General features: G+C 48.9%; 20 protein-coding genes. 3 read left to right on the top strand and 17 right to left on the bottom strand.

Annotated elements, in window-relative coordinates:
• Window position 1: 1 nt before the first annotated feature.
• From CRN95_RS13590 to gltX, 3 genes are read right to left on the bottom strand one after another with little or no spacing between them, the layout of a single operon-like run.
• On the bottom strand, window positions 2-985 hold the full coding sequence (locus CRN95_RS13590) for a YafY family protein (RefSeq protein ID WP_088630889.1): 984 nt from the start codon (window positions 983-985) through the stop codon (window positions 2-4).
• An 18-nt stretch (window positions 986-1,003) separates the two neighbouring features.
• Window positions 1,004-2,251 carry a BON domain-containing protein gene (locus CRN95_RS13585; RefSeq protein WP_097021220.1) on the bottom strand — a complete coding sequence of 416 codons (1,248 nt, stop codon included), beginning with the start codon at window positions 2,249-2,251 and terminating at the stop codon, window positions 1,004-1,006.
• Between the two features lie 13 nt (window positions 2,252-2,264).
• A complete protein-coding gene (gene gltX / locus CRN95_RS13580) occupies window positions 2,265-3,725 on the bottom strand; it encodes a glutamate--tRNA ligase (protein ID WP_097021219.1) in 1,461 nt (486 codons plus the stop codon).
• A 247-nt stretch (window positions 3,726-3,972) separates the two neighbouring features.
• On the opposite strand from gltX, the gene fabV reads away from it, so the two are divergent.
• Together fabV and CRN95_RS13570 are read left to right on the top strand one after the other, a co-directional pair.
• A complete protein-coding gene (fabV, locus tag CRN95_RS13575) occupies window positions 3,973-5,190 on the top strand; it encodes an enoyl-ACP reductase FabV (RefSeq protein WP_097021218.1) in 1,218 nt (405 codons plus the stop codon).
• Window positions 5,191-5,301: 111 nt separating this feature from the next.
• Window positions 5,302-6,738 (top strand): sodium:alanine symporter family protein, encoded by a 1,437-nt coding sequence (locus CRN95_RS13570; protein WP_097021217.1) that lies wholly within the window; start codon window positions 5,302-5,304, stop codon window positions 6,736-6,738.
• A 329-nt stretch (window positions 6,739-7,067) separates the two neighbouring features.
• Here CRN95_RS13570 and CRN95_RS13565 read toward each other — a convergent pair whose 3' ends face one another.
• The 11 genes from CRN95_RS13565 to CRN95_RS13510 all read right to left on the bottom strand — a co-directional run bounded on the left by CRN95_RS13565 (window position 7,068) and on the right by CRN95_RS13510 (window position 19,397).
• Window positions 7,068-8,366, bottom strand: coding sequence for a hypothetical protein (locus CRN95_RS13565; RefSeq protein WP_097021216.1), 1,299 nt, complete (start codon window positions 8,364-8,366; stop codon window positions 7,068-7,070).
• 171 nt (window positions 8,367-8,537) lie between these two features.
• Entirely contained in the window at window positions 8,538-9,698 is a 1,161-nt protein-coding gene (locus tag CRN95_RS13560) for a hypothetical protein (protein WP_235003055.1), read from the bottom strand.
• Window positions 9,699-9,756: 58 nt separating this feature from the next.
• Window positions 9,757-10,551: an ABC transporter ATP-binding protein gene (locus tag CRN95_RS13555; protein ID WP_014545511.1), complete on the bottom strand. Its 795-nt coding sequence runs from the start codon at window positions 10,549-10,551 to the stop codon at window positions 9,757-9,759.
• 10 nt (window positions 10,552-10,561) lie between these two features.
• A complete protein-coding gene (locus CRN95_RS13550) occupies window positions 10,562-11,344 on the bottom strand; it encodes an ABC transporter permease (RefSeq protein ID WP_088630881.1) in 783 nt (260 codons plus the stop codon).
• Between the two features lie 9 nt (window positions 11,345-11,353).
• The gene (gene dnaB / locus CRN95_RS13545) at window positions 11,354-12,781 is read right to left on the bottom strand and encodes a replicative DNA helicase (protein ID WP_088630880.1); all 1,428 of its coding nucleotides are present in this window, start codon (window positions 12,779-12,781) and stop codon (window positions 11,354-11,356) included.
• Between the two features lie 147 nt (window positions 12,782-12,928).
• Entirely contained in the window at window positions 12,929-13,873 is a 945-nt protein-coding gene (locus tag CRN95_RS13540; RefSeq protein ID WP_097021214.1) for a hypothetical protein, read from the bottom strand.
• A gap of 9 nt (window positions 13,874-13,882) precedes the next feature.
• On the bottom strand, window positions 13,883-15,343 hold the full coding sequence (locus CRN95_RS13535; RefSeq protein WP_097021213.1) for a phosphopantothenate--cysteine ligase family flavoprotein: 1,461 nt from the start codon (window positions 15,341-15,343) through the stop codon (window positions 13,883-13,885).
• Window positions 15,344-15,771: 428 nt separating this feature from the next.
• Window positions 15,772-17,541 (bottom strand): 30S ribosomal protein S1, encoded by a 1,770-nt coding sequence (gene rpsA / locus CRN95_RS13525; protein ID WP_088630876.1) that lies wholly within the window; start codon window positions 17,539-17,541, stop codon window positions 15,772-15,774.
• A 36-nt stretch (window positions 17,542-17,577) separates the two neighbouring features.
• The gene (gene cmk, locus CRN95_RS13520) at window positions 17,578-18,246 is read right to left on the bottom strand and encodes a (d)CMP kinase (protein WP_097021211.1); all 669 of its coding nucleotides are present in this window, start codon (window positions 18,244-18,246) and stop codon (window positions 17,578-17,580) included.
• A 36-nt stretch (window positions 18,247-18,282) separates the two neighbouring features.
• Window positions 18,283-18,720: a hypothetical protein gene (locus CRN95_RS13515; RefSeq protein ID WP_097021210.1), complete on the bottom strand. Its 438-nt coding sequence runs from the start codon at window positions 18,718-18,720 to the stop codon at window positions 18,283-18,285.
• Window positions 18,721-18,800: 80 nt separating this feature from the next.
• On the bottom strand, window positions 18,801-19,397 hold the full coding sequence (locus tag CRN95_RS13510; RefSeq protein WP_088630873.1) for a hypothetical protein: 597 nt from the start codon (window positions 19,395-19,397) through the stop codon (window positions 18,801-18,803).
• 150 nt (window positions 19,398-19,547) lie between these two features.
• On the opposite strand from CRN95_RS13510, the gene CRN95_RS13505 reads away from it, so the two are divergent.
• Window positions 19,548-20,765, top strand: coding sequence for a TraB/GumN family protein (locus CRN95_RS13505; protein WP_088630872.1), 1,218 nt, complete (start codon window positions 19,548-19,550; stop codon window positions 20,763-20,765).
• Between the two features lie 139 nt (window positions 20,766-20,904).
• On the opposite strand, the gene CRN95_RS13500 is transcribed toward CRN95_RS13505, so the two are convergent.
• The 3 genes from CRN95_RS13500 to CRN95_RS13490 all read right to left on the bottom strand — a co-directional run bounded on the left by CRN95_RS13500 (window position 20,905) and on the right by CRN95_RS13490 (window position 24,428).
• Window positions 20,905-21,735, bottom strand: a complete 831-nt coding sequence (locus CRN95_RS13500; RefSeq protein WP_097021209.1) for a tyrosine-type recombinase/integrase — start codon at window positions 21,733-21,735, stop codon at window positions 20,905-20,907.
• Window positions 21,736-21,753: 18 nt separating this feature from the next.
• Window positions 21,754-23,346, bottom strand: a complete 1,593-nt coding sequence (locus tag CRN95_RS13495) for an ATP-binding protein (RefSeq protein WP_200816213.1) — start codon at window positions 23,344-23,346, stop codon at window positions 21,754-21,756.
• Window positions 23,347-23,534: 188 nt separating this feature from the next.
• Entirely contained in the window at window positions 23,535-24,428 is an 894-nt protein-coding gene (locus CRN95_RS13490; RefSeq protein WP_097021208.1) for a hypothetical protein, read from the bottom strand.
• Window positions 24,429-24,454: the final 26 nt, after the last annotated feature.

Raw genomic sequence — 24,454 nt, 5'->3', positions numbered from 1 at the left:
ACTACGCCTTCATATCCTTCAATGTATTTTTCAAGCGTTCAAGCATTTCCGTTTTCAAGGATTCCGGCTTCAAAATTTTCACATCCGGAAGCACGCCAAACAGCCATGTCTTAAAGTCCGGAGTCAAGCGGAGCTTGAGCGTCACAATCATGTTCTTGTCCTTATCCTCCGTGATTTCTGCACACGGAGAAAATCTAGACTTTAAGAACTGCGTCTTGAGCCAACCGGTCTTGATAAGAAGCGTCACCGTTTGCGGGTCTTCGGTAGAAACATACTTGCCAAAAGCATACTTGTAATGTTCATAGACGCAGAACGGTTCACGAAGCGTCATGGCGCAGTTATTCGTCTGGACAACGCTCATGATATTTTCGACAAGATAATTTTTAAAGATATGCGTTTCGGCATACGTTTCATCAGCAGCAATCAAGTAAAGCGTATCAATGCGCATCACAAGCTTGATTGGGCAAACTTCAATCGTCTTCTTTTCCGTTTCTTCGTTCGTACTTCTGTACACAATACGGATTCTAAAGCCTTCACGAATTGCAGACAAAAGCTTCGAGACCATAGAGTCTTGAGCCTTATGGTCACAGAACGGGCCATAATCCATAATGTAGTTCGGGTCAAGTGTAATCGCTTCAGCCTTGAATCCATCCGGGTCCGTTGTCTGCATGGACGAAATAACGCTATCGATGAGCTTGCGGTTTTTCAAGTCCAAAGGAGTCGTGTCGTTCATCGTCTTTTTCAACTTTTCGAGCTGCTTGACGATTTTCTGGTTAAAGTCCACCTTCTGTTCGGTTTGAATAACGTAAAAAGTTTCGCCATCCTTTTTGAACTTATGGAGACCACAATTTTCCTGTTCTAGTGCATTTAAATGGCGGAAAATAGTTCTCGGTCCGCAATCCATCGCCTGAGCAAGCATCGAGACCGTCATCGGCACACGAAGTTTGCATTTAATCTTATTTATCTTTTCATATCCTGTAGCCATTTTTCACTCCTCTTTTTCCTAAGTTTTTAAAATTCTTAGACGGTTCCCCACCGCTACCGACCGAGCAAAACCAGCAACAGCCAATAGCGCAAACTCTCTCTGAACAATATTTGCCACACGCCCCTCGACCAAGAAACGCTTGCCCACATACGTGACATGAACAAACGAATTTTTCAAGAAACTGTATGACGCAAGCTTATCCATAATTTTCTGGCAAAGGTCTTTTTTGCCGAGATTCTTTTTTAGAATCGCAGTCCCATGCATATTCAACGAAACTATGCCGGGAATACATTCAATACGCGACTTCAGTTCATCAGGATAAACTTCATCTTCGTAATAGAACGTCACCTTTGCAGCGCCAGATTTCACCTTGACACTGTACTTGAAAATCGGATGAGCAATATCATCCAAAACATCCCAAATTTGTCGTTCCAAGTCCTCGTCGGAAACCTTGGAATTCTTGCGGACGCGAACCATGTTCACACAACCGCGCAGTCCCGCAATTTCACCAATTTTGGTCTGTATTTTTCGCTTTGTCGCAAGGCTTTCTACAAAGCCACGCAAATAGACAATTCCCTGCCCCGCTTCAACGGAAACCTCTTCACTAAGCCCATCCGACAAAAGTTCCAGGTGCTTACGCACAACAGAAACAACTTCTTGATTCGGCGGATTTTCCGCATAACGCGGATAGCTCATAAAAACGATTAATCCATCATTCATCTTCACCACAAGCTTGTCCTTGGTTTCGTCTTTGACGACTCCAATGGCAATACCAAACTGCTTGCGGATGACATGGTAGACATGGTCTCCCAACAAGGTGTTCACACACTGGGCAGGCAATAGCCGATAGCCATTGGGCGATACCTCATGGTCTATCGGAATTTTTGGACCCTCGAACTTTGCATCCGCAGGTCCATTTTTATAGACGACAACTTCCTTATCCCTAGACTGGAAAAAACTCTTGACGATACAAGGACGGGTTGCCCCATCAAAGTAGAGCCAATCGCCTGGAAAAATTCGGTTGTGCCCATAGACCTTTGCATACTCGGATTGCGGATCATCCTTATGGCAAAACGCAAATTCCTGCGAGAAAGCCACATGATACGTTCCGCAATGAGTACAGACACAAAGTAGCGGAATACCGCGTTCCATACCCCCATACGTCGTGTACTCTTCCATGGCGCAGACGTCATGGCGAACTGCCTGCTGGCATTGCCGGCAGTACAGCTGCTGCGAGTACAATCTGTAAGGGAAATACTGACGCATTTTCTTTTCAAGTTTATTTCATCAGCGGGAGCGCCACGTCCATGCGGCGGAGCACTTCTTCCTTACCGATAATTTCGAACATTTCCCAGAGACCCGGGCCTGCAGTCACACCGGACACGGCAAGGCGCGGAGCGCCCACCAGTTCACCGACCTTGTGACCGCAACGTTCAGCAAGTTCGTAGAAGCCCTTCTCGATCACCGGAGTCTTGAAGTCTTCGATGGAAGCGAGCATGTCGCGCACGAGCGTTGCGACTTCCTTGGAGCCTTCACCGAAATGTTTCTTGGCACCCTTTTCGTCGTATTCCGTTGGTGCGACAAAGAAATACTTTGCCATCGTTGCGAGGTCCTGCACAAAATGAGCACGCGGCTTGAGTTGCTTCACAATTTCGAGCAAGCGTTCGTTCGGTTCGGCACTCGTATCAACGCCCATAGCCTTGAGTCCATCGACCATGATGTCCTTGAGGAATTCGTCATCGCACATGTGGATGTGCTGGCCGTTCATCCACTGGAGCTTCTTTTCGTCGAAGCTTGCGGACTTCGGGTTGATGCGTTCGAGCGTGAAGCAATCGATCATTTCCTTGACGCTCATCACTTCGCGATCGTCGCCCGGGTTCCAGCCGAGGAGAGCGAGGTAGTTCACGAGCGTTTCCGGCAAGTAGCCGAGGTCGCGGAAGTCACCGACAGAAGCAGCACCCTTGCGCTTGGAAAGCTTACCGCCGTTCTTGTCGAGAATCACCGGCAGGTGGCACCAGACAGGCGGCTGCCAGCCAAAGGCCTTGTACAAGAGTTCGTGCTTCGGCGTGGAGCTGATCCATTCGTCACCGCGGAGCACATGCGTCGTACCCATGTAGTGGTCATCGACAACGCTTGCAAAGTGGTAAGTCGGATAACCGTCGCGCTTGATGAGCACGAGGTCATCCAGAAGTTCGTTCTGGTAACTGATATGGCCACGGATCATGTCATCGAATTCCGTGACGCCCGTTTCCGGAACCTTGAAGCGGATGACAGCCTTTTCGCCAGCGGCAATGCGTGCTTCGGCTTCCTCGCGGCTGATGTTGCGGCAGTGGCGGTCGTAACCAGTGACCGGCACGTGAGACTTTTCTTGTTCAGCGCGGACTTCCTGCAGACGTTCTTCGGTGCAGAAGCAATAGTAAGCGCAACCGGCATCCAAAAGCTTCTTGATTTCACGATGGTAGATGTCCAAACGTTCGCTCTGGAAATACGGACCGCAGTCGCCTTCGCAACCCGGACCTTCATCCCACTGGAGGCCAAGCCACTTGAGGTCGCGCATCAAGTCGTGGAGAGCGGTTTCGTTATAGCGCTTACGGTCAGTATCTTCAATGCGCAGGTAGAACGTGCCACCCATGTGTTTTGCAAAGAAGTAGTTGTAGATTGCCGTACGTGCGCCACCGACATGCAAATAACCCGTGGGGCTCGGAGCAAAGCGTACACGGACAGGACTTTTTTCAGTCATAGATTCCTCTTTAAATCCATATTTTATTTTATGACAAAAATTAGCAAATTCCATTGTACAAAACTTAATAGGGAACCGACTTCAAGGTACATATTGGAACACCTTCTACAAGCAATTCCGTACAAAACTTTCAAATATACTTCAGAAATACTACAGAAATACGTTTTTGGAGATGCGATTCCTGTATACAGGCCAAAGCTAGAGCCTTTTAATTGCTAAGTTGCGGGCGTCAAAAATAGGAGTCATTATGATTATCAAACCGCTCATCCGTAGCAACATGTGCATTAACGCCCACCCAAAGGGTTGCGCTCAAGATGTCAAGCACCAGATTGAATTTATCGAAAAGAAGTTCACCACACGCAGCATTCCAGCCGACGCACCAAAGACGGTTCTCGTCCTCGGTTGCTCGACCGGATACGGGCTTGCAAGCCGCATCACAGCCGCATTTGGCTACAAGGCGGCAACGATTGGAGTTTCTTTTGAAAAGGAAGGCTCAGACGGCGGAGTCGGTGAATCCCGTGAAAAGACGGGTACGCCGGGCTGGTACAACAACATGGCTTTTGACAAGTTCGCAAAAGAAGCGGGCCTCGACGCCGTGACGTTCAACGGTGACGCGTTCTCGCACGAAATGCGCCAAAACGTTATCGACACGCTCAAGAAGATGGGCAAGAAAGTCGATTTACTCGTTTACAGTGTCGCAAGCTCCGTGCGTGTCGATCCAGACAACGGAACAATCTACCGCAGCGTCTTGAAGCCTATCGGTCAAGTATTCACAGGCGCCACGATTGACTGCCTCAGCGGAAAAATCAGTACCATCAGCGCAGAACCCGCCACCGCCGAAGAAGCCGCCAATACAGTTAAAGTCATGGGCGGTGAAGACTGGGCGCTTTGGATACGCAAGCTCAAGGAGGCAGGCGTTCTCGCCGAAGGCGTGAAGACCGTCGCTTATTCGTACATCGGCCCAAAACTTTCGCACGCCATCTACCGCGACGGTACAATCGGTGGCGCCAAGAAGCACCTCGAAGCTACCGCTCTTGAACTCCACAAGGAATTGCAAAACGACCTCCACGGCGAAGCCTATGTCTCTGTGAACAAAGGACTTGTCACGCGATCCAGTGCCGTCATCCCCATCATCCCGATGTACATTTCCGTGCTCTTCAAGGTCATGAAGGAAATGGGAAATCACGAGGGCTGCATCGAACAGATGGAACGCTTGATGACCGAAAGACTTTATACGGGTTCCAAAGTCCCGACGGACGAGAATCACCTCATCCGCATCGACGACTATGAATTGGATCCGAAAGTCCAGGCAGAAGTGGACAAGCGCATGGCAACAGTCACGCAAGAGAACCTCGCCGAAGTGGGTGACCTCGAAGGATACCGCCACGATTTTCTCGCGACAAACGGTTTCGATATTGATGGAGTGGACTACGAGGCGGATGTCAAAACGCTAACCAGTATCTAATTTAAACGTATATGGCGCCCCCGGAATAAATCCGGGGTGACAAAAGCAATCGACATTGCGTTCCATAATTTCTAACTTTAGGGCAAAACCCCTTAACATCAAGGATTATTTATGGAAACTCTCAATTCCATTCTCGATGCTATCGATGGATACGTCTGGGGCGTTCCCCTCATTGTCATCATCCTCTTTGTAGGCATCCTCCTCACCATCCGACTCGGCTGTCTGCAGGTCATGAACTTGCACAACGCACTCCGCTTCATGGCGCACAGCGAAAAAGACGGCGCAGGCGAAGTATCCAGCTTCGGAGCTCTCTGCACGGCTCTCGCCGCCACAATCGGTACGGGTAACATCGTCGGTGTGGCAACCGCAATCGGCACCGGTGGCCCTGGCGCCCTTTTCTGGATGGAAGTCGCCGCATTCCTCGGCATGGCAACAAAGTATGCCGAAGGCTTGCTCGCCGTCAAGTACCGCACAGTCGATAAAGAAGGCAAGGTTCTCGGTGGTCCGTTCTATTACATTGAAACGGGTATCAAGGAACGCTTCGGCTGGAACATGAAATGGCTCGCCGTGATCTTTGCCATCTTCGGCATGTGCGCAGGCCTCCTCGGCATTGGCACCATCACGCAGGTCAACGGCATCACGAGCGCTATGGCTCGCCTCACCCCGAACGCCGCTGAATTTGTCAACATCGGTGGAAACTCCGTGAGCGTCACGACCGCTATCGCAGGCCTCCTCGTCACAATCTTTGCAGCAACCGTCATCATCGGCGGTCTCAAGCGCATTGCAAAAGTCTCGATGTACATTGTTCCCATCATGGCAATCATCTACATCATTGCCTGCATTCTCCTTTTGCTCCTCAACTTCTCGCACATTTCTTCTGCCATCGAAACGATTGTGAAGGCAGCGTTTAATCCGTCTGCAGTCACTGGCGGCGTTGTCGGTTCCATCTTTATTGCAATGCAGAAAGGTATCGCACGCGGCATTTTCAGTAACGAAGCAGGCCTCGGTTCTGCACCTATTGCAGCGGCCGCAGCAAAGACAAAGGAACCTGTGCGTCAGGGCCTTGTCTGCATGACAGGCACGTTCTTCGACACAATTATCATTTGTACAATGACCGGCCTTGCCATTGTGGTCTCGGGCGCCTGGGATCCGAAGCTCGGACTCGAAGGCGTGAACATCACGATGGAAGCATTCTCCCGCGGCCTTGCCATTATCCCGGGCGGCGCAGTAATTGCTCCGTACTTCCTTGCCACGGCTCTCGTGTTCTTCGCTTTCACGACGATTCTCGGTTGGGCATACTACTCTGAAAAGTGCTTGCAATACCTGCTCGGGCGCAGGGACAAGAAGGCAATACTCACCTACCGCTGGCTCTACATCTTCGCGATTTTCATTGGACCGTACCTCACGGTAAGCGCGGTCTGGACAAGCGCAGATATTTTCAACGGCCTGATGGCATTCCCGAACCTCATAGCGCTTATCCTTCTCTCTGGAATTGTGGCAAACGAAACAAAGACGTTCCTTGCCAAGTTCAAGGGAGATAAAGAGTAGTCATTGGTCTTTGGTCTTTAGTCAATAGTTATTGATTATTAGACGCTAATATGATGGCCCGCGAAAGCGGGCTTTCATTTTATAAATAAGACATAGCCACGAAACATCCAGTTATTTCTTGTATTGCAAATACTAGACTTAACTGGGTGGGGCAAAGCCCCAACTCTTTGGCTCGGTTATGCCCATGCAAGCATGGTCGCAACGCCCGCCTTCTGAGTTGTCTTCGCTTCGCTCTGGACGACGCGGTAATTGCATTTTAGGATGACGATGCATACAAAAAGACCTCCCATGCGGGAGGTCTTTTTATGTTATACTCTATAATGAAACTATTACCAGTTCACACCGCAAGAAACGGAATCACCGGCAGGGATTTCAACCTTAACAGGAATGGAATAGCCATCAACCGTGTGAGCAACAGGCATACCACCCTTGGCTACATAAGTTTGGCCAGAAACCTTACCTGACAATTCGATTTCATCAATAGTGACAGTGAAATTAGACGTACTTGCATTACAATAGACATTGCATTCGGTATCAGTATTATGCCATCCGCTTGGCAAATTAGCAGAAATAGCATAACTACCGCTTTCCTTAAATACAGCCTTATCCTGAGTTGTCTCAATCTTGAATTCTTCGCCTTCGGTAACCTTAACAGGAGTGCAAGCAACTTCTTGCAAGGTATTGTCATTATTAGCAACAAACAAAGTCGGAGCAGCAGATGCTGTTGCAGCACTAAATGTCTTGGTAAAGGATATTTCTGCACCTGCAGCACCACCATCCCAAGAGTAAGTCATAACAGTAGCACCAGTCTTACAACCCGTTACAGTCCATTTAACATCTGGAGTCTTCAGGTAATTAACGGCACCAGTCACACCTTCAGGAGCGCATACACAACCCGTGATCGGTTCGCCGTTCACCTGAATTGCAGGGCAGCTAATGTTGTAGTTGGCCGGACCAACACTGACCGTTGCACTTGCCGTATACTGACCAGAAGCGATGTACTTCACATTCTGGGTACGACCATTCATGCCGGTAGCCTTGTTCGTTTCAGGATCGCCACCCAGAGCCTTCCACGTCGTAGTGGCGCTAATCATCTGAGTCGGATCCTTGAGTTTCAAGATCCAAGAGACGGTATCGCCCTTGGAAATAACAGTTCTTGCCGGAGAGCATGTTCCAAAGTCAGAAGACGGACCCGGATTAGCACCGCCACCCGAACTCGACGAAACGCCCGGATTGACAGTCTTGGAAGAAGAAGACACAGAAGGACTTGATCCCGGAGTTGCAGAGGAAGAAGAAGACTTAATAACAATCGAGCCACCATCATCAGAAGAAGATGTAGCCGACTGAGGATTCGGTCCACCACTGGAGCTAGAGGATCTAACCGGTTGCGTCTTACGAGAAGAACTAGAGACGCTACCTTCGAAGCAACGAGGGCAGTTTTCCTTAGTCATCACGTCCCAAATAATACTCGGATCACCAACTTCGCTAGTATCACCACCTTCGTTGGACACCACAATTCCCATCACGTCATCGCCTGCATTGGGTTCCAAAATGTCACCACTACCACAAGCCCAGAAACTTGCCGCAACACCAAAAGCAGCCATTCCGATATAAATCTTTTTATTCATAAATAACCTCTTAGGCGAAAAATAAATTAAATCGATCCAATATGCAAATAGTGTAAGAGTTTTTTAATGACGAAGCGCACAAAAAAACGCCCTAGTTCAAGCTTCTAGGACGTTTGTAAATTTAATTATACAGGTTAGTGTATTCTATAGCGATTCAAATCACTATAAACCCTAAATATCAATTATGCCTGGGTCAAAGGAAGAAGAAGAGGATTTCGCCTTAGATGAGCTAGACTTCTGTTCCTTCGATGAGGAGCTTTCGTCGGGAACCTCTTCAGAAGACGAAGAACTTTCGGCCTTATCCTTAACGACAAGCAACGGATTGAAATCATCTTCGTCCAGTTCGTTACGAGAGCAATCGATAGACTGATTCTTGCTACCCCAGAATCCCATAGGAACAACCGTTCCAGATTCGGTATATGTAACAGTGACTCTAGTCGATCCATTGCCTTTTTTCACACCTTCAACAATGTTTTCATCAGGAGTGCCCAGGTCAAACCAATTGTACGGACCTTCAAGTTCTACGCTATCGGCATCCACGATATACCAATCGACGGATTCGCCAATTTCAATTTCGTGTTTACTTACAGCGCAATAGCCCTTAGGAGTTGAGCTAGACGAAGATTTGGCAGATGAAGAGGATTCCGCCTTAGAAGAAGACGACACACTGGAAGAAGACGTAGGATCAACGCCCTCTGCATAAACCTTAAAGGAATCCTTGCACTTAAACTCCACATCGGCAAAGGTTAAAGACGGGCCAGTGACATCGCCTGGAGCCTTATACGACACGCTGATTTCCGGCAAGCCGGTTCCACTAATGTCGCCATCACCGATTTCAATATTGGTTTCGTCACCCAAATTCCATTCAAATCGGGCTTCTTCCAAAGTGTTATCATCCGGAAGGTAGCGCCAGATAACCTCTTCACCGACATGAACGACATCGGCCTTGAGCAATTGGCATTTGCCAGAAACCTTCGGACTAGAAGAACTGCTCGAGCCGCCCTTAGACGAGCTAGAAGAGCCCTTGGAGCTGCTGCTCTTGGCAGAGCTAGAAGATTTTCCGGACGACGAAGACTTTGCAGAACTGCTGCTCTTGGCAGAACTAGAAGACTTTCCAGACGACGAAGATTTCTCAGAGCTACTGCTGGCAAGTTCAGCCTTGCAACCTTTCTTGCGGCCTTCCTTGCTATTGCAATAGTCGATATAGTATTGCAAAAATTCTTCATCACTTATTACATTCTTCGATTTAGGATCGCTCTTCGAAGCCACCATTTCATCTTCATCAGTGACTTTGACGATATCGCCTTCGCCACACGCCCAGAAAGCTGTCATGGCGGACGTTAACAGTACTGATAATAATTTTTTCCTATCCATAATTTTCCCCACTCTTTTATTCTTGCGATTCCCCATCCACCGAAATTTTGCGCTGGCCCGTAATGAACTGGTGCACATACGGGTTGCTTGTATTCTTGATTTCATCGACGGTCCCCACCTCGATGATTCGACCATTCAAGAGCATGGCAATTCGGTCCGCCACCTTGAATGCACTGACCATGTCGTGCGTCACCACGACAGACGTAACCCCGAGCTTGCTCTGCATATCGAGAATAAGGTCGTTAATCACGTCACTCGTAATCGGGTCCAAGCCCGTTGTTGGTTCATCGTACAAAAGAATTTCCGGATTCAGAGCAATAGCTCTTGCAAGCGCCACACGCTTACGCATACCACCCGAAAGTTCGGAAGGCATCTTTGTACGGAAAGACGGTACGAGGTTGATCATCTGGAGCTTTTCGGTCACCACGTTCTGGATCTCGGCTTCAGAGAGTTCGGGATGATGTTCACGGAGAGCAAAGGCAATATTTTCGCCTGTATCCATAGAATCGAACAAGGCGCCCATTTGGAACAACATACCCATCTTGCGGCGGATGGTACGCGTATCGAAGAACTGCGGCGTACTGATCGTCACGCCATCGACAGTCACTTCACCGCCATCCGGCTGCAAAAGTCCAATCATGTGCTTAAGAATCACGGACTTGCCACCGCCAGACTTACCGATGATGACCATCGTCTCGCCACGGCGGATGTCGAGGTTCACGTCTTCAAGAACCGTCTGAGGGCCAAAGGACTTCTTAAGCCCTTTGAGTCGAATTGCAATGTCATTCGGATCGATTTTTACATTCGGCATAGCTCAACCTCTAGAAGAACAAGAACGCATCAAGAATAAAGTCAGAAACCAAAATCATAAGACAACTGGAAACCACAACGCTCATCGTCGCAAGACCCACACCGTGCGCACCCGGCTTGGAATGCGTCCCGTGGTAGTAGGCAAGCACAAAGATGATCGTTCCAAATACAATAGACTTGATAATCCCCGCCCACAAGTCCAAATTTTCGAACAGGTACTGCATACCGGTCGAATAGGTGTAGGTCGTGATATCCAGAGCAAGCACACAGACAATCCAGCCGCCAATCAGCGCAAGCGCATTAGAGATGGCCGTCAGGCACGGGATCATCGTCAAGAACGCAAACAGCCTCGGCATCGCGAGGTAGCGGTACGGGTCAAGCCCGAGCACCACGTATGCAGAAAGCTCTTCTTTCTCTTTCATGGAACCGATTTCAGCAGCGACAGCACTGCCCACGCGCCCCGAGAGCACGATGGCCGTAAGGAGCGGTCCAAGTTCGATAAGCACCATTTTGCAGGCGGCCGTCCCCACAAACTTGTCGGACACGAGATTGTGGAATTCGAATTCCGCCATGATGGTTGCGACCATGCCCGTAAAGATGGACGTCACGAACAGGAGCGGGAGCGAGGAGACTCCAACAGAAATCATCTCCTTCACAATCAGCGACGGATTCTTGTGCACGAAGCGGAACTGCTTGAGCGTAATGAACAGGATGCAAATGCACTCGCCAACAGCGGCGATTGCATCGACAATCTTTTGCCCTATCCATGTTATCGGTTTCAGAATCAACGTCATAGCACTTCCTTAAAAACTGCCAAAGTCGGCAACCTGCGGTCCACCGCCATCGTCATCTGAACCATACTGATAATCTTCGTCGCCACCTTCCATACCTTGCTGGTCGGTTGCATCGTAGAACGTCGTGTATTCCGGCACGAAGCTCATATCGATATCCTTCACAGAACCGTTACGGTGCTTCGCCACAATGAGCGTTGCCTTGTAGCGGTCTTCGTCCTTATGCGTCTGCACGAACGGGCGTTCCACGAACCACACCATGTCGGCGTCCTGTTCGATAGAACCGGATTCACGCAAGTCCGAAAGCTGCGGGCGTTCACGGCCCTTTTCTTCGACTTTACGGCTGAGCTGAGCGAGTGCAATAACCGGAATGCTCAGTTCCTTTGCCAAGATCTTGAGGCCACGGGAAATCGCACCGATTGCAACAGCACGGTTTTCTTCCTTGCCGGTCTTCATCAACTGCAAGTAGTCGATGATGAGGAGGTCGAGGTGGCCCTTGTGTTTGAGCTGACGCGCCTTACTCATGAGTTCCATGATACCGAGGTCGGCGTTGTCATCGACAAACAGCGGAGCCTGGTTAATCGGAGTCACGGCGGCAATAATCTTCTTGATTTCGTCAGAATTGAGCTTACCGTTGCGGAGCCTACTCTGGTCCACTTGCGCCTGCGAGCAGAGCAGACGTTGAGCAAGCTGGATGCCGTCCATTTCCAAGCTGAAGAACGCGACGTTCTTGCCGTAACGAATAGCGGCGTTTGCAGCAACCGTCATAGCGAAAGATGTCTTGCCCACACCCGGACGGGCAGCGAGAATAATCAAGTCGGAATTCTGGAGACCGTTCGTAAGTTCATCCAATTCCGTAATGCCCGTAGGCACGCCTGTAATGCCGCCTTCCCTGCGATTGTTGATGCGCTCCAGAAGAGGCGCCACGAAGTTGTCGATAGACTTTAAGGTGTTGCGCACCTGGTTATCGGCAATCGCAAAGATATCGCGTTCGGCATCTTGAAGCACATTGTCCGGAGTCGAAGCAGGGTCCATTGCCTGGCGGATAATATCGGATGACGTGCGGATGAGCTTGCGGAGCACCGCCTTACTGCGGAGGTGTTCCAACTGCCACGGGACATTCGCCGACGATGCGACGGATTCCATCAATTCAAAGATGTATTCGCGACCACCGACAATGTCGAGCTTACCCATCTTCGTGAGTTCCGCCGAAAGTGTCACGGGATCGATGGGGGTCACCGCCTTGTTCAAACTGCAAAGTGCGTTCCAAATCAACTGATGACGTTCCATGTAGAAAAAGTCATCGTCACTGATGGCCATAACTGCGGTGCCCATCACTTCGGGATCACGCAAAATACCGCCCAACAGGCAGCGCTCCGCCTCAACATCGGCGGGCATTTGGCGACCATCAAACGACTTGGAATTATTTTCTTCAGACATAACTATACCGATTTAAATATACAATAAAAATTTACATAGGATTTTGGGGATGGCACGAAATCGGGGTGAAATGGACCATAAAAAGGAGATGCCCCATCGAGTGGGGCATGACAATGTGATTGCGAGAGTGCGCGGGGTAATGCGCGGCTACTTGGCGGCGGTGAAAAGGCCGCTACGCGGAATATGGACCTTCCACGTAAGCCATTTAAGTTGCTTGTCCGTCGTCATCGCGTAGGCATCGACAAGCGATACAGTCTTTGTGCCATTGAAATCAAGCGCTGTTCCTGCGAGTTCGTTGAAGTTCTTGCCCTTGCTGAACACATCGTAGAAAAGCGGTTCGCTAAAGGTAATCATGATTTCAGGTGCAATAAAGGAAAGTTCCTTTGTTAGCATTCGACGGAGCGAAGCGAGCAGGATCGGAGATAGTGCTCGCGGAGCATCTTTGTAGAAATACGTGACGCCAAGGGATTCCGGGGCGTAACCGAGGCTTCCGAACAAACGCACAAGCATCTCGCCAGTCGGAGACTGGAAGAAATTGCTGCCGGTTTCGCCGGGCTTCGGGGCCGCAAGGAGAATCAGAAGGCGCGGATGTTCCGGGCCTTCGTAGCGAACAACGTTCGCGGCACGCGCGTAAAGTGCGTCGGTCTTGAGAGCATCGTAGAAGGCGCCGATGGAATCGGCGAGTTCGTACGCGGCAGTCGTTTTCTTGACGGCGCGCGGGGCAATGGTGAGGCCTGCATCGAGCTTTGGCGCCGGGGCCGGACGCGGAGAAGGCGCAGGTTGCGTGGGAGCGCCGAATGAAGGTTGCTGAAAAGCGGACTGCTGGAATGCAGACTGCGCAGGAGACTGGAACGGCGATTGCTGCGGAATCGGAGCAGGATTCGCGGGAGCCGAATGCTGCGGGAATGGCGCCGGGTTCGCCGGGCGCTGCATTTGCGGCATCGGATTTGCCGGGCGCGGAGCCCCAGCAGGAACGGCGGACTTTTTACGGGTCAATGTCCACGGTTCATCGAGGAGCAAGTCCTCCTCGCCCATGTCCATTTGGCCTTGCAGATATTTGCGAAGTTCGCTAAAATCAAATTCTTCGGGCATACCGTTCCTCTAAGCGTTCTTTAACTGATCAAGGCTAAAATCTACAATTTCTTGCGCGAGATCGATTTTGGAGCCCATCTTCATCTCGGGAATTTCAACCTCTGCGGCGTTTCGAGAGTCGCCGGATTCTTGTGCATTGCGAGAGTTCGCGCGGATCAATGTGTAACGGACTTCGTCAAAACCGAAACCGCTGTTCAAGGCCACAGGAGCATTGAGCAAAAGCGCATCAGCACCGCTCTTCTTGAGCTTTTCAGCAGCATGTTCCTTGAAATGATCCGTTTCAAGCGCAAAACCGACAATGACCTGATTTGCACGCTTTTGAGCAACACTGTCACGCAAGATGTTCGGATTCGGTTCCAGTTCCAAAATGAGTTGGCTACGGCTATCCTTGATTTTTTCGGTGGCGGCCACCTTCGGGCGGTAATCGGCCACGGCAGCGCAATGCACGAGCACATCAGCGTTTTTCATCTGTTCGAGAACGGCTTTGTGCATGTCGCAAGCGCTCTTGATTTTTGTCACGTGGACGGCACCCGGAAATTCAGCTTCCATCGGGCCAGCGACAACGCTCACATCAAAGCCGTTCGCCAGGAACGTCGCGGCAATGGCAACAGCAGTCTTTCCGCTGCTGCGGTTGCTAATGTAACGCACGGGGTCAATCGCTTCTTCGGTGCGGCCAGCCGTGATGAGGACTCGAGGAACACGTTCACCGGATGCGGGAAGGTCCTGCAAGGCGGTTTCTTGAAGGAATTGCGCAGCAGGAGATTGCGTTGGGCAAGATTTGACTGGACCCTTCGTTTCACTCAGGGTGACGGGTTGCGAACAGTCCTTCACGTTGTTCAGGACAACGGGTTGCGATGACGAATTTGACGCAGATGAAATAGGCGATGCCGTCCCGGAATAAATCCGGGATGACATGGAGTCCGGCATGACATTTGCACCTTCCAGATATTCCACGATTTCTGCAGGGTCGAGGAGGCGGCCTTTGCCGACTTCGCCACAGGCGAGCTCGCCCGCCGGGCTGTCCATCACGAACGTATTTTCAAAACTGCGGAGCGTTTCGAGATTGCGCTTGACCGCCGGAGAATTGAACATCGCGACATTCATCGCGGGAGCGATAAAACGCGGACCCGTGCAACTCATAAAGCAGAGGCTCACAGGGTCATCGGCAATGCCATAGACAAACTTGCCGATAACGTTTGCGGTCGCCGGAACAACGAGATAAAGGTCCGCCCAACGCGGGAAATCGATGTGCTGGAAAGGGCGTGCTTCGACGGCGCCGTTTTTCAGGTAAACAGGGCATTTGGAGAGGCTTGCAAATGTAAGTGGGGCCACGAACTGTGTGGCGGCTTCGGTCATGCAGACGCGCACTTCGGCGCCTTTCTTTTGCAACAGGCGCAAGAGTTCACAAGACTTGTAGGCGGCAATTCCGCCCGAGACTCCAAGAAGGATTTTCTTTCCAGCGAGATTCATGAACTGCAAGATAGAAAAAGCACACAAGGCGAGAGAAGCGCAAAAACTTGTTTTTGCATTTCCGAGCCGAAGCAGCGGACGCCGTAGGCGTCAAAAGTGAGCAAGGCGAGAGAAGACAATGCAGGCGTTGTCATGCCCGCGAAGGCGGGCATCTCCATTCGTAAATACGTAAGGGGATTCCGGCTCGGAGGCCGGAATGACAAGAGTGGAAAGTCACAGTTACTAGAGCCATTCGACTCCGTTCAGGGTGACACATGGCGAGACGTGACTGGATCCTTCGCTACGCTCAGGATGACGATGCAACCGGGGTGACGACGCAACCGGGGTGACGATGCAACCGGGGTGACGATGCAACCGGGGTGACGTTACAAAAAAAGAAATCCCACGGTTACCCGCGGGATTCCTTTAAGCTTTAGTCAGAAACTAAATTAAGCTTCTTCTTCGGACTTTTCAGCCTTCTTCTTGGAAGCCTTCTTCTTCGGAGCAACAGCTTCGCCAATCGTGGTGCCGTTTTCGCCCGGCTTGTGGGAGTCCATCCAAGCCTTGAGTTCAGCGGATTCACGGTTCTTGAAGTAGTCAACAACGGAGAGGTAGATCTTGCGGTTGTTCTGATCGATTTCGGTCACGACAGCCGGAACTTCGTCGCCAACCTTGAATGCATCGGCCGGAACCTTGATGTATTCAGCGGTGAGCTTGGAGACCGGGATGAAGCCTTCGATACCGTCAGCGAGTTCAACCACGACGCCGCGGTCGAGCATGCGAACGATCTTGCCCTTGACTTCGGAGTCAACCGGGTAGGTGGAATCGATAGAATCCCACGGATCTTCGGTGAGGTGCTTCATGGAGAGAGAAATGCGGCGCTTTTCCTTATCGACGGCGAGAACGACGCATTCAACCTTGTCACCCTTCTTGACCATTTCGTTCGGGTGGGTGATCTTCTTGGTCCAGGACATGTCAGAGACGTGGATGAGGCCATCAACACCTTCCTTGATTTCGACGAATGCGCCGAAGGAAGCGATGTTGCGGATTTCACCGACGACGCGTGCGCCCGGCGGAAGTTCGGTTTCGATAGAATCCCACGGATCAGATTCGAGCTGCTTCATGCCGAGAGAGATACGTTCTGCATCTTCTTCAACCTTGAGAACAACAGCTTCGACTTCCTGACCGACGGTGAGGATTTTGGACGGGTGCTTGACGTGCTGGGTCCAGGACATTTCAGAAACGTGGATGAGACCTTCAACACCGCTGTCGAGTTCGACGAATGCACCGTAATCAGTGATGGAAACAACCTTACCCTTAACGATAGCGCCTTCCGGATAACGTTCGGCGATATCCTTCCACGGATGCGGCTTAAGCTGCTTCATGCCGAGAGAGATGCGTTCCTTCTTGTCGTTGAAGTCGAGGACCATGACTTCGACTTCCTGACCGAGCTGGAGCATTTCGGACGGGTGGTTGATGCGCTTGTAGCTCATGTCGGTGATGTGGAGGAGGCCATCTACGCCGCCAAGGTCGATGAATGCACCGAAGTCGGTGATGTTCTTGACGATACCCTTGCGGACCTGGTTCTTCTCGAGAGTTTCGAGAACGTCGCCACGCTGCTTGTTGCGTTCTTCTTCGAGAACAACACGGCGAGAAACGACGATGTTGCGACGAGCCTTGTTGACCTTGATAACCTTGAGGTCGAATTCCTGGCCGATAAGAGCGTTGATGTCCGGAATCTGACGGAGGTCGATCTGAGAGCCCGGGAGGAAGGCATCGATACCAAAGAGGTCGACGACAACGCCGCCCTTGATGCGCTTCGTGAGAGTGCCGCGTACGACTTCGTTGTTTTCGAATGCAGCGTGGATGCGATCCCACACGCGAACGAAGTCAGCCTTCTGCTTGGAGAGGATGAGGCGACCGTCTTCGTCTTCGAGCTTTTCGACGAACACTTCGATTTCGGAACCGAGTTCGAGAGAATCAGTATCCTTGAATTCAGCGCGATCAATAACGCCTTCGGACTTGTAGTTCACGTCGACGAGAACTTCCTGGTCGTTCACCTGGCTGATCTTACCCGTGACGAGCTTGCCCTGTTCGAGGCAGCCCATGCCGGCATAGACGTCAGCGTTAGCCTTGCGGAAGTCCGGGGAGCATTCACCCTGAGCGGCGAGAATTTCTTCGAGATCTTCTTGAGTTCCGAATTTGAGATTTTGAGACATATTAGTTAATTGGGTTGTGGTAACAAAGGATTCAGGCTACGCCACTACACCTACGTAGTCGAGAATCTTTTGAACCTGTTGTTCGATTGAGATGTGTGTAGTGTCAATTTCAATAGCATCGTCCGCCTTCTTCAACGGGGCGGTTGCACGAGAGGAGTCCAGGCGGTCGCGTTCGACCAAGTTGTTGAGGACTTCTTCGAGGGTAACTTTTTCGCCTTTTTCAAGGAGTTCCTTGTAGCGGCGTTCGGCACGGACCTTCACGTCTGTGACCATGAAAAACTTGTACTTCGCATCGGGGAAAACGACGGTTCCGATATCGCGGCCATCCAGGATGCAACTCTGCTTCTTGCCAATTTCGCGCTGCTGCTTGGTCATGGCAGCGCGGACCGACGGGAGGGCACAGTAGATGCTCACGTTGCTCGAAACGCGCATGCCACGGATTTCAGATTCGCGGCAGACACCGTTAATGAGGATGTGGTTTTCGGAGTCGAACCCGAGTGTGAGGTTAGAGAGCAATTCGTCCATAGCCTTGCCTTCTTCAGCGGAAAGACCGGCATCGAGAGCGGCAAGCGTCACGGCGCGGTACATCGCACCAGTGTCGAGGTAGGTAATGCCCAATTTTTTTGCAATAATCTTTGCGGTAGTACTCTTGCCTGTGCCAGAGCCCCCATCAAGGGCGATAACAAAATTTTCCGAATTACTCATGAGTGGGGCTAAAGATAGAAAATCTCCCCAGAGAAATCAATATGCGTCATAGTAATCGTGATAATAATAGCTTGCATATCCCTTATAGGAGTCGATATAGATGAGTTCGGAGCCGTCCGCATAGACGACCATGCGGGTATCATCCCCCGAAAAGTCATAATAGCGATCCCCGTGGTCATAACCGGCATCGTATTCACCCGGATCGTAATAGGAGCATTCATCATCGACGCAAAGGGTGGCATAACCATCGTGGGTGATCCGCAAATCAACACTCATGGATGGAGACATGGTATAAGTATCCGAGCAATCGTAGGGCTGATCAAAGGCGTCGTAGCGGCAGTCCACTTCATAATAGTAATGGAAACGCCTGCTGAAAGAGGCGCCCCCATCATCCGGGCCTGCACTCCAGTCCGTACCACAAGCAGCTAGGCCCAAGGTCATAAGCATGGCAAATGATGCAAAAACTCGATACATAGGACACTCCTACAAAAAATCCCCCGACGAACCGTCGAGGGAATTAAATCTACAAAAAAGATTCACCCAAAATGACTTGCTTACCTGTAGTCACCATTATAGGATTCTTCAACAGTACCGTCTTCGCGAGTGGATTCCGGAGCGAGGAGTTCACCGGTGCTGCCATACTTGCGCTTTTCATCGTCAGTAAGGCGGTTGGTGAGCACTTCGACCTGCTGTTCCTGGTGAGCCGTAGCTTCTTCTTCCTGGAGAATCTTCTGGCCTTCTTCGAGGCGGCGCTTGATGCGGTCGTCTTCCATCTGCTTCAGGTTCGTACCGACCTTAGCCTGGTCTTCGGAAACCTTGTAGCGTTCGTTGGTTTCGTCCATGACGGCCTTGATACCGACGAGGCGACCATCGCTATCGACGCTAAGACCGGCCTTGCGGAGGGTAGAGAGCGGAAGACGGCTTGCAGCAGTCTGGTATTCCGGCAAAAATTCGTAGCCATCAGACGTACCAATCTGGCGAGCTTCGTCCGGTGTCACATTGGAAAGGGCTTCTTGCCAACGGGAGCTCTGGACATTAGACGTGAAGGTGACAAGAGCGTTATCCAACGCTTCACCGTTATCCTGCGGCGTGCCAGCGCAGCCCAGGAAGAACAAACTCATTGCAGACAAAAGAACTAATAATTTTTTCATGGGGTACTCCTCCGAAAAAAATCCTACCAAAATATACACTTATTTATTAAATATGTCATTCTAATTTTTTTCCGTTTTCACCATAAAAAGTGCCCAAATTAACCACTTTTTGAAAAAAAGGCCCATCTTTTTCTACATTACGTCTACCGTATGAATGAAACCAATTCTCAGTCTGAAGAAATCAAGGAACCTGTGTCGGGAGGAAAGTCCGACGTCTACCGTATCCATACCAAGGACAACAGGGAAATTGTCCTCGTAGGTACCGCCCATATTTCGCAAGTTTCCAAGGACCTGGTCCATGAGACCATCGAAGCCGAATCTCCGGACACGGTCTGCGTAGAACTCGACGACGGGCGCCTCAAGTCCATCCAGGACCCCGACCGTTGGAAAAATACAGACCTGAGAGATGTCATCAAGAAAAAGCAACTGGCAACCCTCATCGCAAACCTCGTTCTGGGCTCGTATCAAAAACGTATGGGCGCACAGACAGGCGTCAAGCCCGGTTCCGAACTGAAGGAGGCGGTTGACGTTGCCAACAGCAAAAATATTCCACTGGTTCTCGCCGACCGAGACATCAAGATAACGCTCCGACGCACTTGGGCCTGCACCCCGTGGTACCGCAAGTTCAGCCTCCTCGGAGGGCTTTTTGCAAGCATCTTCGACAAGACTGAAATCAGCGAAGAAGAACTGCAAAAAATCAAGGAAAAGGACGCCCTCAATTCCATGATGCAGGAATTCGGAAAGACGTTCCCCGAAGTGAAGCAGGTGCTTATCGACGAACGCGACCAGTTCCTCGCAAGCAAGATCAAGAACGCTCCAGGCAACAAGATTGTCGCCGTCATTGGCGCAGGTCACCTACGCGGTATCGCAAGCATCATCGAAGAAGACAAGGAACTGCCAAGCGAAGAATCCATCTCTGTCATCCCGAAGGGTGCTTCGCTCTGGAAGATTATCGGCTGGACAATTACATTCCTGATTATTGCAAGCATCGCCCTCATCGGTTACGTTGCTGGAATTGAAAAGGCTGGGCAGTTGAGCCTCCAGTGGGCCATGCTTACCGGCGGTGGCGCCATGCTCGGAACAATCATCGCAGGCGGCCATCCGGTCACCATACTTGTAGCGCTGATCATGGCTCCGTTCACTGGGCTTACACCGCTTATCGGAGTCGGGTTCTTTACGGCACTCACGCAGGTCTATATGCGACCGCCTCGCGTGCAAGAAATGGAAACACTCACCGACGACATTTGGCAAGTCAAGCGCTGGTGGAAGAACCGCGTCACACGCGTTATCCTCTGCTTCTTGTGCCCAGGCATTCCGGCAATCATCGGAAAGATTCTCGCGATCTTCAAGATTTACCAGGCATTCTAGTTTATAGGTATTAAGGGTTTAGTTTTAGGGGTTAGGAAAATCTCGGACGAAGACCTGCCGTTAAACACACCTCTGTTAGGCGTTTTACATAAATTTACTTTGTATAAAAGTTCGCAATAAAATGCGGACTTTTTTAAGTTTACCACGTCACCACCTTATTCACAACTTCACGTTGTTCACTTGCTGTCTGGCGCAAATAAATACGAGTCGTTTCGATATGTTCGTGCCCCATAAGGTCAGCAAGCAAAGCGATGTCGTTTCGCTTTTCCAAGAAATTCTTGGCAAACCGGTGACGGAACGAATGGGGATAAACGACGGCTTCATCTAGGCCATACTTCATTGCGAACGCTTTCAGTTGCGATGCAATCCCCCGCGGGGTAATCTCCTTGCCAAAACGATTCAAGAACAGGTATCCGCTGGAGCGGCCTTCACTTTCCAACCAGCGCAAAGATTCTTTTTGCAATGTCTCAGGAATGTAGAGCCGACGCAACTTTCCGCCCTTTCCGTAGATGTCGAAATATCCGCATTCCACATGTTCCACCTTGAGTTTCACAAGTTCCCCTACACGGGCTCCCGTCGCCGATAGAAACCACACGACAAAATACCACTTAGTCTGACCATCTTGCAATAGACTAGTTTTCAAAAATTTGTAATCGGCATCGCTAATGACATTTTCCAGAAAACTTTTTTGCTGAACCTTGACATTCTTGATCCGTAACTTCGATTTGCCTGCAAAATCCAAATACTTGTTGATGCCCTGAATTCGCAAATTAACAGTTTTGGGTTTGTAATTTTCTAAAAGAAAACTCTTATAATCAGCCAGCGACTTACGACCGAACCGTCCGAAATGCGACTTGAAGAAGTCCGCTGTCCAGCAATACGAATCCATCGTATTGACAGCAAGGTTCTGCCCTTCCAGATACTGGTAAAACGAAGGTCTTTCTGCAAGGTAGAAAACGAAACAATCCATCGCAAGTATCTCCTCTCCTTATTGAAAAAGGTCTGCTGCAGTCACACATCCTTGAACACAGGATTCATATTTCCCTTTAGCCAATCCAAAGGGGGTAATCATGGTCAGGTGCAAAGTCTTGTTCGTTCGCACATTCTCTCTAAAAATATCACGTCGTTCTTTAAGCCAATCTGCATAATCTTTTTTGATTTCAAACGGTCGATCGCAATACTTGATTTCGCATAAGTCAATCACCCTATCGCTCCGATCAATAACCAAATCTATCTGTGCGCCGTTCTCTCCTTTTTTAGTCCATGAGCAAACATCACTTGCAATCCCTGATATGCCCAAAGCTTTTTTTATTTGGTTTATATGGTGTATGCAAACCTGTTCATAAGCGTAACCTTGCCAAGCATTGCGTTTGCCATCGGGCAAATGACTCCAGGCATTTTCATCCATGCCGTTATAATTCTTGACAAACCGCACAAAGAACAGTGTGAACATGTCCGTCAGCTGGTATAACGCTTCGTTTTTTCTTTTTCCGAAAGATTGATAATGCCGAATAAAATCGCATTTTTCCAAGTTATCAAGAACTATCGAGAAAAAACCATTGTCCAAAAGTTTAAGATTCGACATCATCTCGCTACGAGTCATGCCAATCATTTTTGACGATAAAAGTTCCACAACTTTCTTGTATGCTTGCGCCTCGCTATAAAGCGAGTTAAAAAGGAAGTCATATTCCGTTTTTAACACCGCGTTACGCTTAAAAAACAGGTTGTCTATATTTTGCCGCAAACTTAAAGAGGGGCTCAACAGAGACAAATAATAAGGAACTCCACCCAATACCATGTAAGTCTCGATAACTTCCATATCGGACCAGTCAAAGCCCATATAAGTCAAGTATTGACTTGTTTCGTGCAAGGTGAACGGAGAAAGGCAAATCGGCATTGTCACACGATTGTGCAAACCGCCCTTATCACCTAGCAGTTTATTAATCATCCAGGTTGTGGCGCTGCCACAAACAATCAGCTTTAGTCGATTGCAATCAGAACCCCAGCTGTTCCAAAACATTTCAAGAGCCTTTAGGAAATTCGATTTGGGAGTATCGAGCCAAGGCAATTCATCAATAAAAACGACAAACCGTTCCTTTTTTAAGGATTGCAGATACTCTTGAAGCTGATCAAAAGCCTCAAACCAATCTTTAGGCGTGTTCCTTCTCTGTTTACTGTATTTCAGTAATTGCTTTTGCCAATTTTTCAATTGTTCAGAACGAGAGACCTGATAGACTCCAGTCGTATAAAAATCAAACGAGCTTTCAAAGAACTGCTTTACCAGAAAAGTCTTGCCGATTCTCCTGCGACCATATATCGCGACAAACTCAGCTCTTTCACTATCCACACACCTTTGGAGAACTTTTTTCTCCTCATGACGTCCGATAATTGAGCGAATTTCGCCAAAAATGCCCGATTGCACTGCGGAAAGTGTACTTTTCACCCCACTTTCCGCCATGTAATAAGCACTTTTTTCGCAAATTGAGCAAATTTGCGGCATTTTGACACCAGAAATTAGGGAAAAATAGAGTTTGCCGGCTGATTTTGATGCGGTAAAAGTCGACACATTCTGCTTGCTCATATACTACCTCACTCCGTTTACATGCTATAAAAAACGGACTACTGCACAAATATACACTATTTTAAAAAATTGTCAAGAGGTTTGGAGATTTTCTTGAAAAAATCTCGGTTTATATAAAAACAATTTTTACTCAAATGAATGATTCATTGTTTTTTTAGGCGACAAATTCAACAACGAATCGGCCTTTATCAGCCCAATTTCACATCCCAATCAAAACCTCTAAGCTCTTTTGTTTCCTTCAATGCTTCTTTTAAATTCTCTAGCACTTCTTTAACCAACCGCATCATTTCATCAGGAACACCCTGTTCTATAGAACTATGAACAAGGCTATTTCTAAAGGGAATTAAATCTAAAATTTTGGGGACTATATTATCATTTTTAAAATAACCATTTTTCAAAAGAATCATCAGCATTTCTTTTTTTGATACAAATCTCGATCTAGAATACCTATTATAATTGATGAAAGGAGCAGAAGCCTTTCCTAATGCTCGTTCTATTTTTTGAAAATATGCCAAAAAAAGTTGAACTGAGTTATCATTTCCTGAGCCAACACTTTTTACGTCATTACCACCAAACTCTTTTATAACCTCCCCTCTTATAGTATCTTCCCACTTCGGATTCGCAAATCTAATAACAAATTTTATTATTAAATACAAATCGTTCACAGTAAATACTATGGAAACATTTGCAAAGAATTTGCAGATATTTCTCTCATCATACGACGACATCGTTATCATGCAAAGAACAATTGAAAGAAATGTCATTATACTGATATAAATCAGCATTTTGAAACACTTTTGATTCATGCGATCCCAAATACCTTCCAAATCAGGGTCTTTAGCACCCCTTTTTTCAATCGAACCCTGAACAAATGAGAACGCTGTTAATACCAATCCATAAACAGCAGCTAAAACCTGCGCTGATGCAGAAAAAAGGTATAAAATTTGATTTTGATCTAATAAAAAAACAGGTTTGCAAAAGGATGCTAGAATAAATAAAAGAACTGCAACAAACAATAAGATAAGGTTGTTTCTTGCAACACAAATAACTTTTACATTGTCACATCTATTTTTATTTTTCATTATACGCCATCATTTAAGGAGCTAGT

The sequence above is a fragment of the Fibrobacter sp. UWB16 genome (assembly GCF_900215325.1).
Taxonomy (GTDB): Bacteria; Fibrobacterota; Fibrobacteria; order Fibrobacterales; family Fibrobacteraceae; genus Fibrobacter.
Note: the sequence above shows the minus strand (reverse complement) of the source record. Positions and strands in the feature narration are given on the sequence as shown.

Bases quoted from the DNA above. Each gene is read 5' to 3' on its own strand.
- CRN95_RS13555 (WP_014545511.1), bottom strand. From the start codon at position 10,551: ATGCCGAATGTAAAAATCGATCCGAATGACATTGCAATTCGACTCAAA.
- CRN95_RS13590 (WP_088630889.1), bottom strand. From the start codon at position 985: ATGGCTACAGGATATGAAAAGATAAATAAGATTAAATGCAAACTTCGT.
- cmk (WP_097021211.1), bottom strand. From the start codon at position 18,246: ATGAGTAATTCGGAAAATTTTGTTATCGCCCTTGATGGGGGCTCTGGC.
- CRN95_RS13535 (WP_097021213.1), bottom strand. From the start codon at position 15,343: ATGAATCTCGCTGGAAAGAAAATCCTTCTTGGAGTCTCGGGCGGAATT.
- CRN95_RS13505 (WP_088630872.1), top strand. From the start codon at position 19,548: ATGAATGAAACCAATTCTCAGTCTGAAGAAATCAAGGAACCTGTGTCG.
- dnaB (WP_088630880.1), bottom strand. From the start codon at position 12,781: ATGTCTGAAGAAAATAATTCCAAGTCGTTTGATGGTCGCCAAATGCCC.
- CRN95_RS13500 (WP_097021209.1), bottom strand. From the start codon at position 21,735: ATGGATTGTTTCGTTTTCTACCTTGCAGAAAGACCTTCGTTTTACCAG.
- CRN95_RS13510 (WP_088630873.1), bottom strand. From the start codon at position 19,397: ATGAAAAAATTATTAGTTCTTTTGTCTGCAATGAGTTTGTTCTTCCTG.
- CRN95_RS13495 (WP_200816213.1), bottom strand. From the start codon at position 23,346: ATGAGCAAGCAGAATGTGTCGACTTTTACCGCATCAAAATCAGCCGGC.
- fabV (WP_097021218.1), top strand. From the start codon at position 3,973: ATGATTATCAAACCGCTCATCCGTAGCAACATGTGCATTAACGCCCAC.
- rpsA (WP_088630876.1), bottom strand. From the start codon at position 17,541: ATGTCTCAAAATCTCAAATTCGGAACTCAAGAAGATCTCGAAGAAATT.
- CRN95_RS13540 (WP_097021214.1), bottom strand. From the start codon at position 13,873: ATGCCCGAAGAATTTGATTTTAGCGAACTTCGCAAATATCTGCAAGGC.
- CRN95_RS13490 (WP_097021208.1), bottom strand. From the start codon at position 24,428: ATGAAAAATAAAAATAGATGTGACAATGTAAAAGTTATTTGTGTTGCA.
- CRN95_RS13560 (WP_235003055.1), bottom strand. From the start codon at position 9,698: ATGACAGCTTTCTGGGCGTGTGGCGAAGGCGATATCGTCAAAGTCACT.
- CRN95_RS13550 (WP_088630881.1), bottom strand. From the start codon at position 11,344: ATGACGTTGATTCTGAAACCGATAACATGGATAGGGCAAAAGATTGTC.
- CRN95_RS13565 (WP_097021216.1), bottom strand. From the start codon at position 8,366: ATGAATAAAAAGATTTATATCGGAATGGCTGCTTTTGGTGTTGCGGCA.
- gltX (WP_097021219.1), bottom strand. From the start codon at position 3,725: ATGACTGAAAAAAGTCCTGTCCGTGTACGCTTTGCTCCGAGCCCCACG.
- CRN95_RS13570 (WP_097021217.1), top strand. From the start codon at position 5,302: ATGGAAACTCTCAATTCCATTCTCGATGCTATCGATGGATACGTCTGG.
- CRN95_RS13515 (WP_097021210.1), bottom strand. From the start codon at position 18,720: ATGTATCGAGTTTTTGCATCATTTGCCATGCTTATGACCTTGGGCCTA.
- CRN95_RS13585 (WP_097021220.1), bottom strand. From the start codon at position 2,251: ATGCGTCAGTATTTCCCTTACAGATTGTACTCGCAGCAGCTGTACTGC.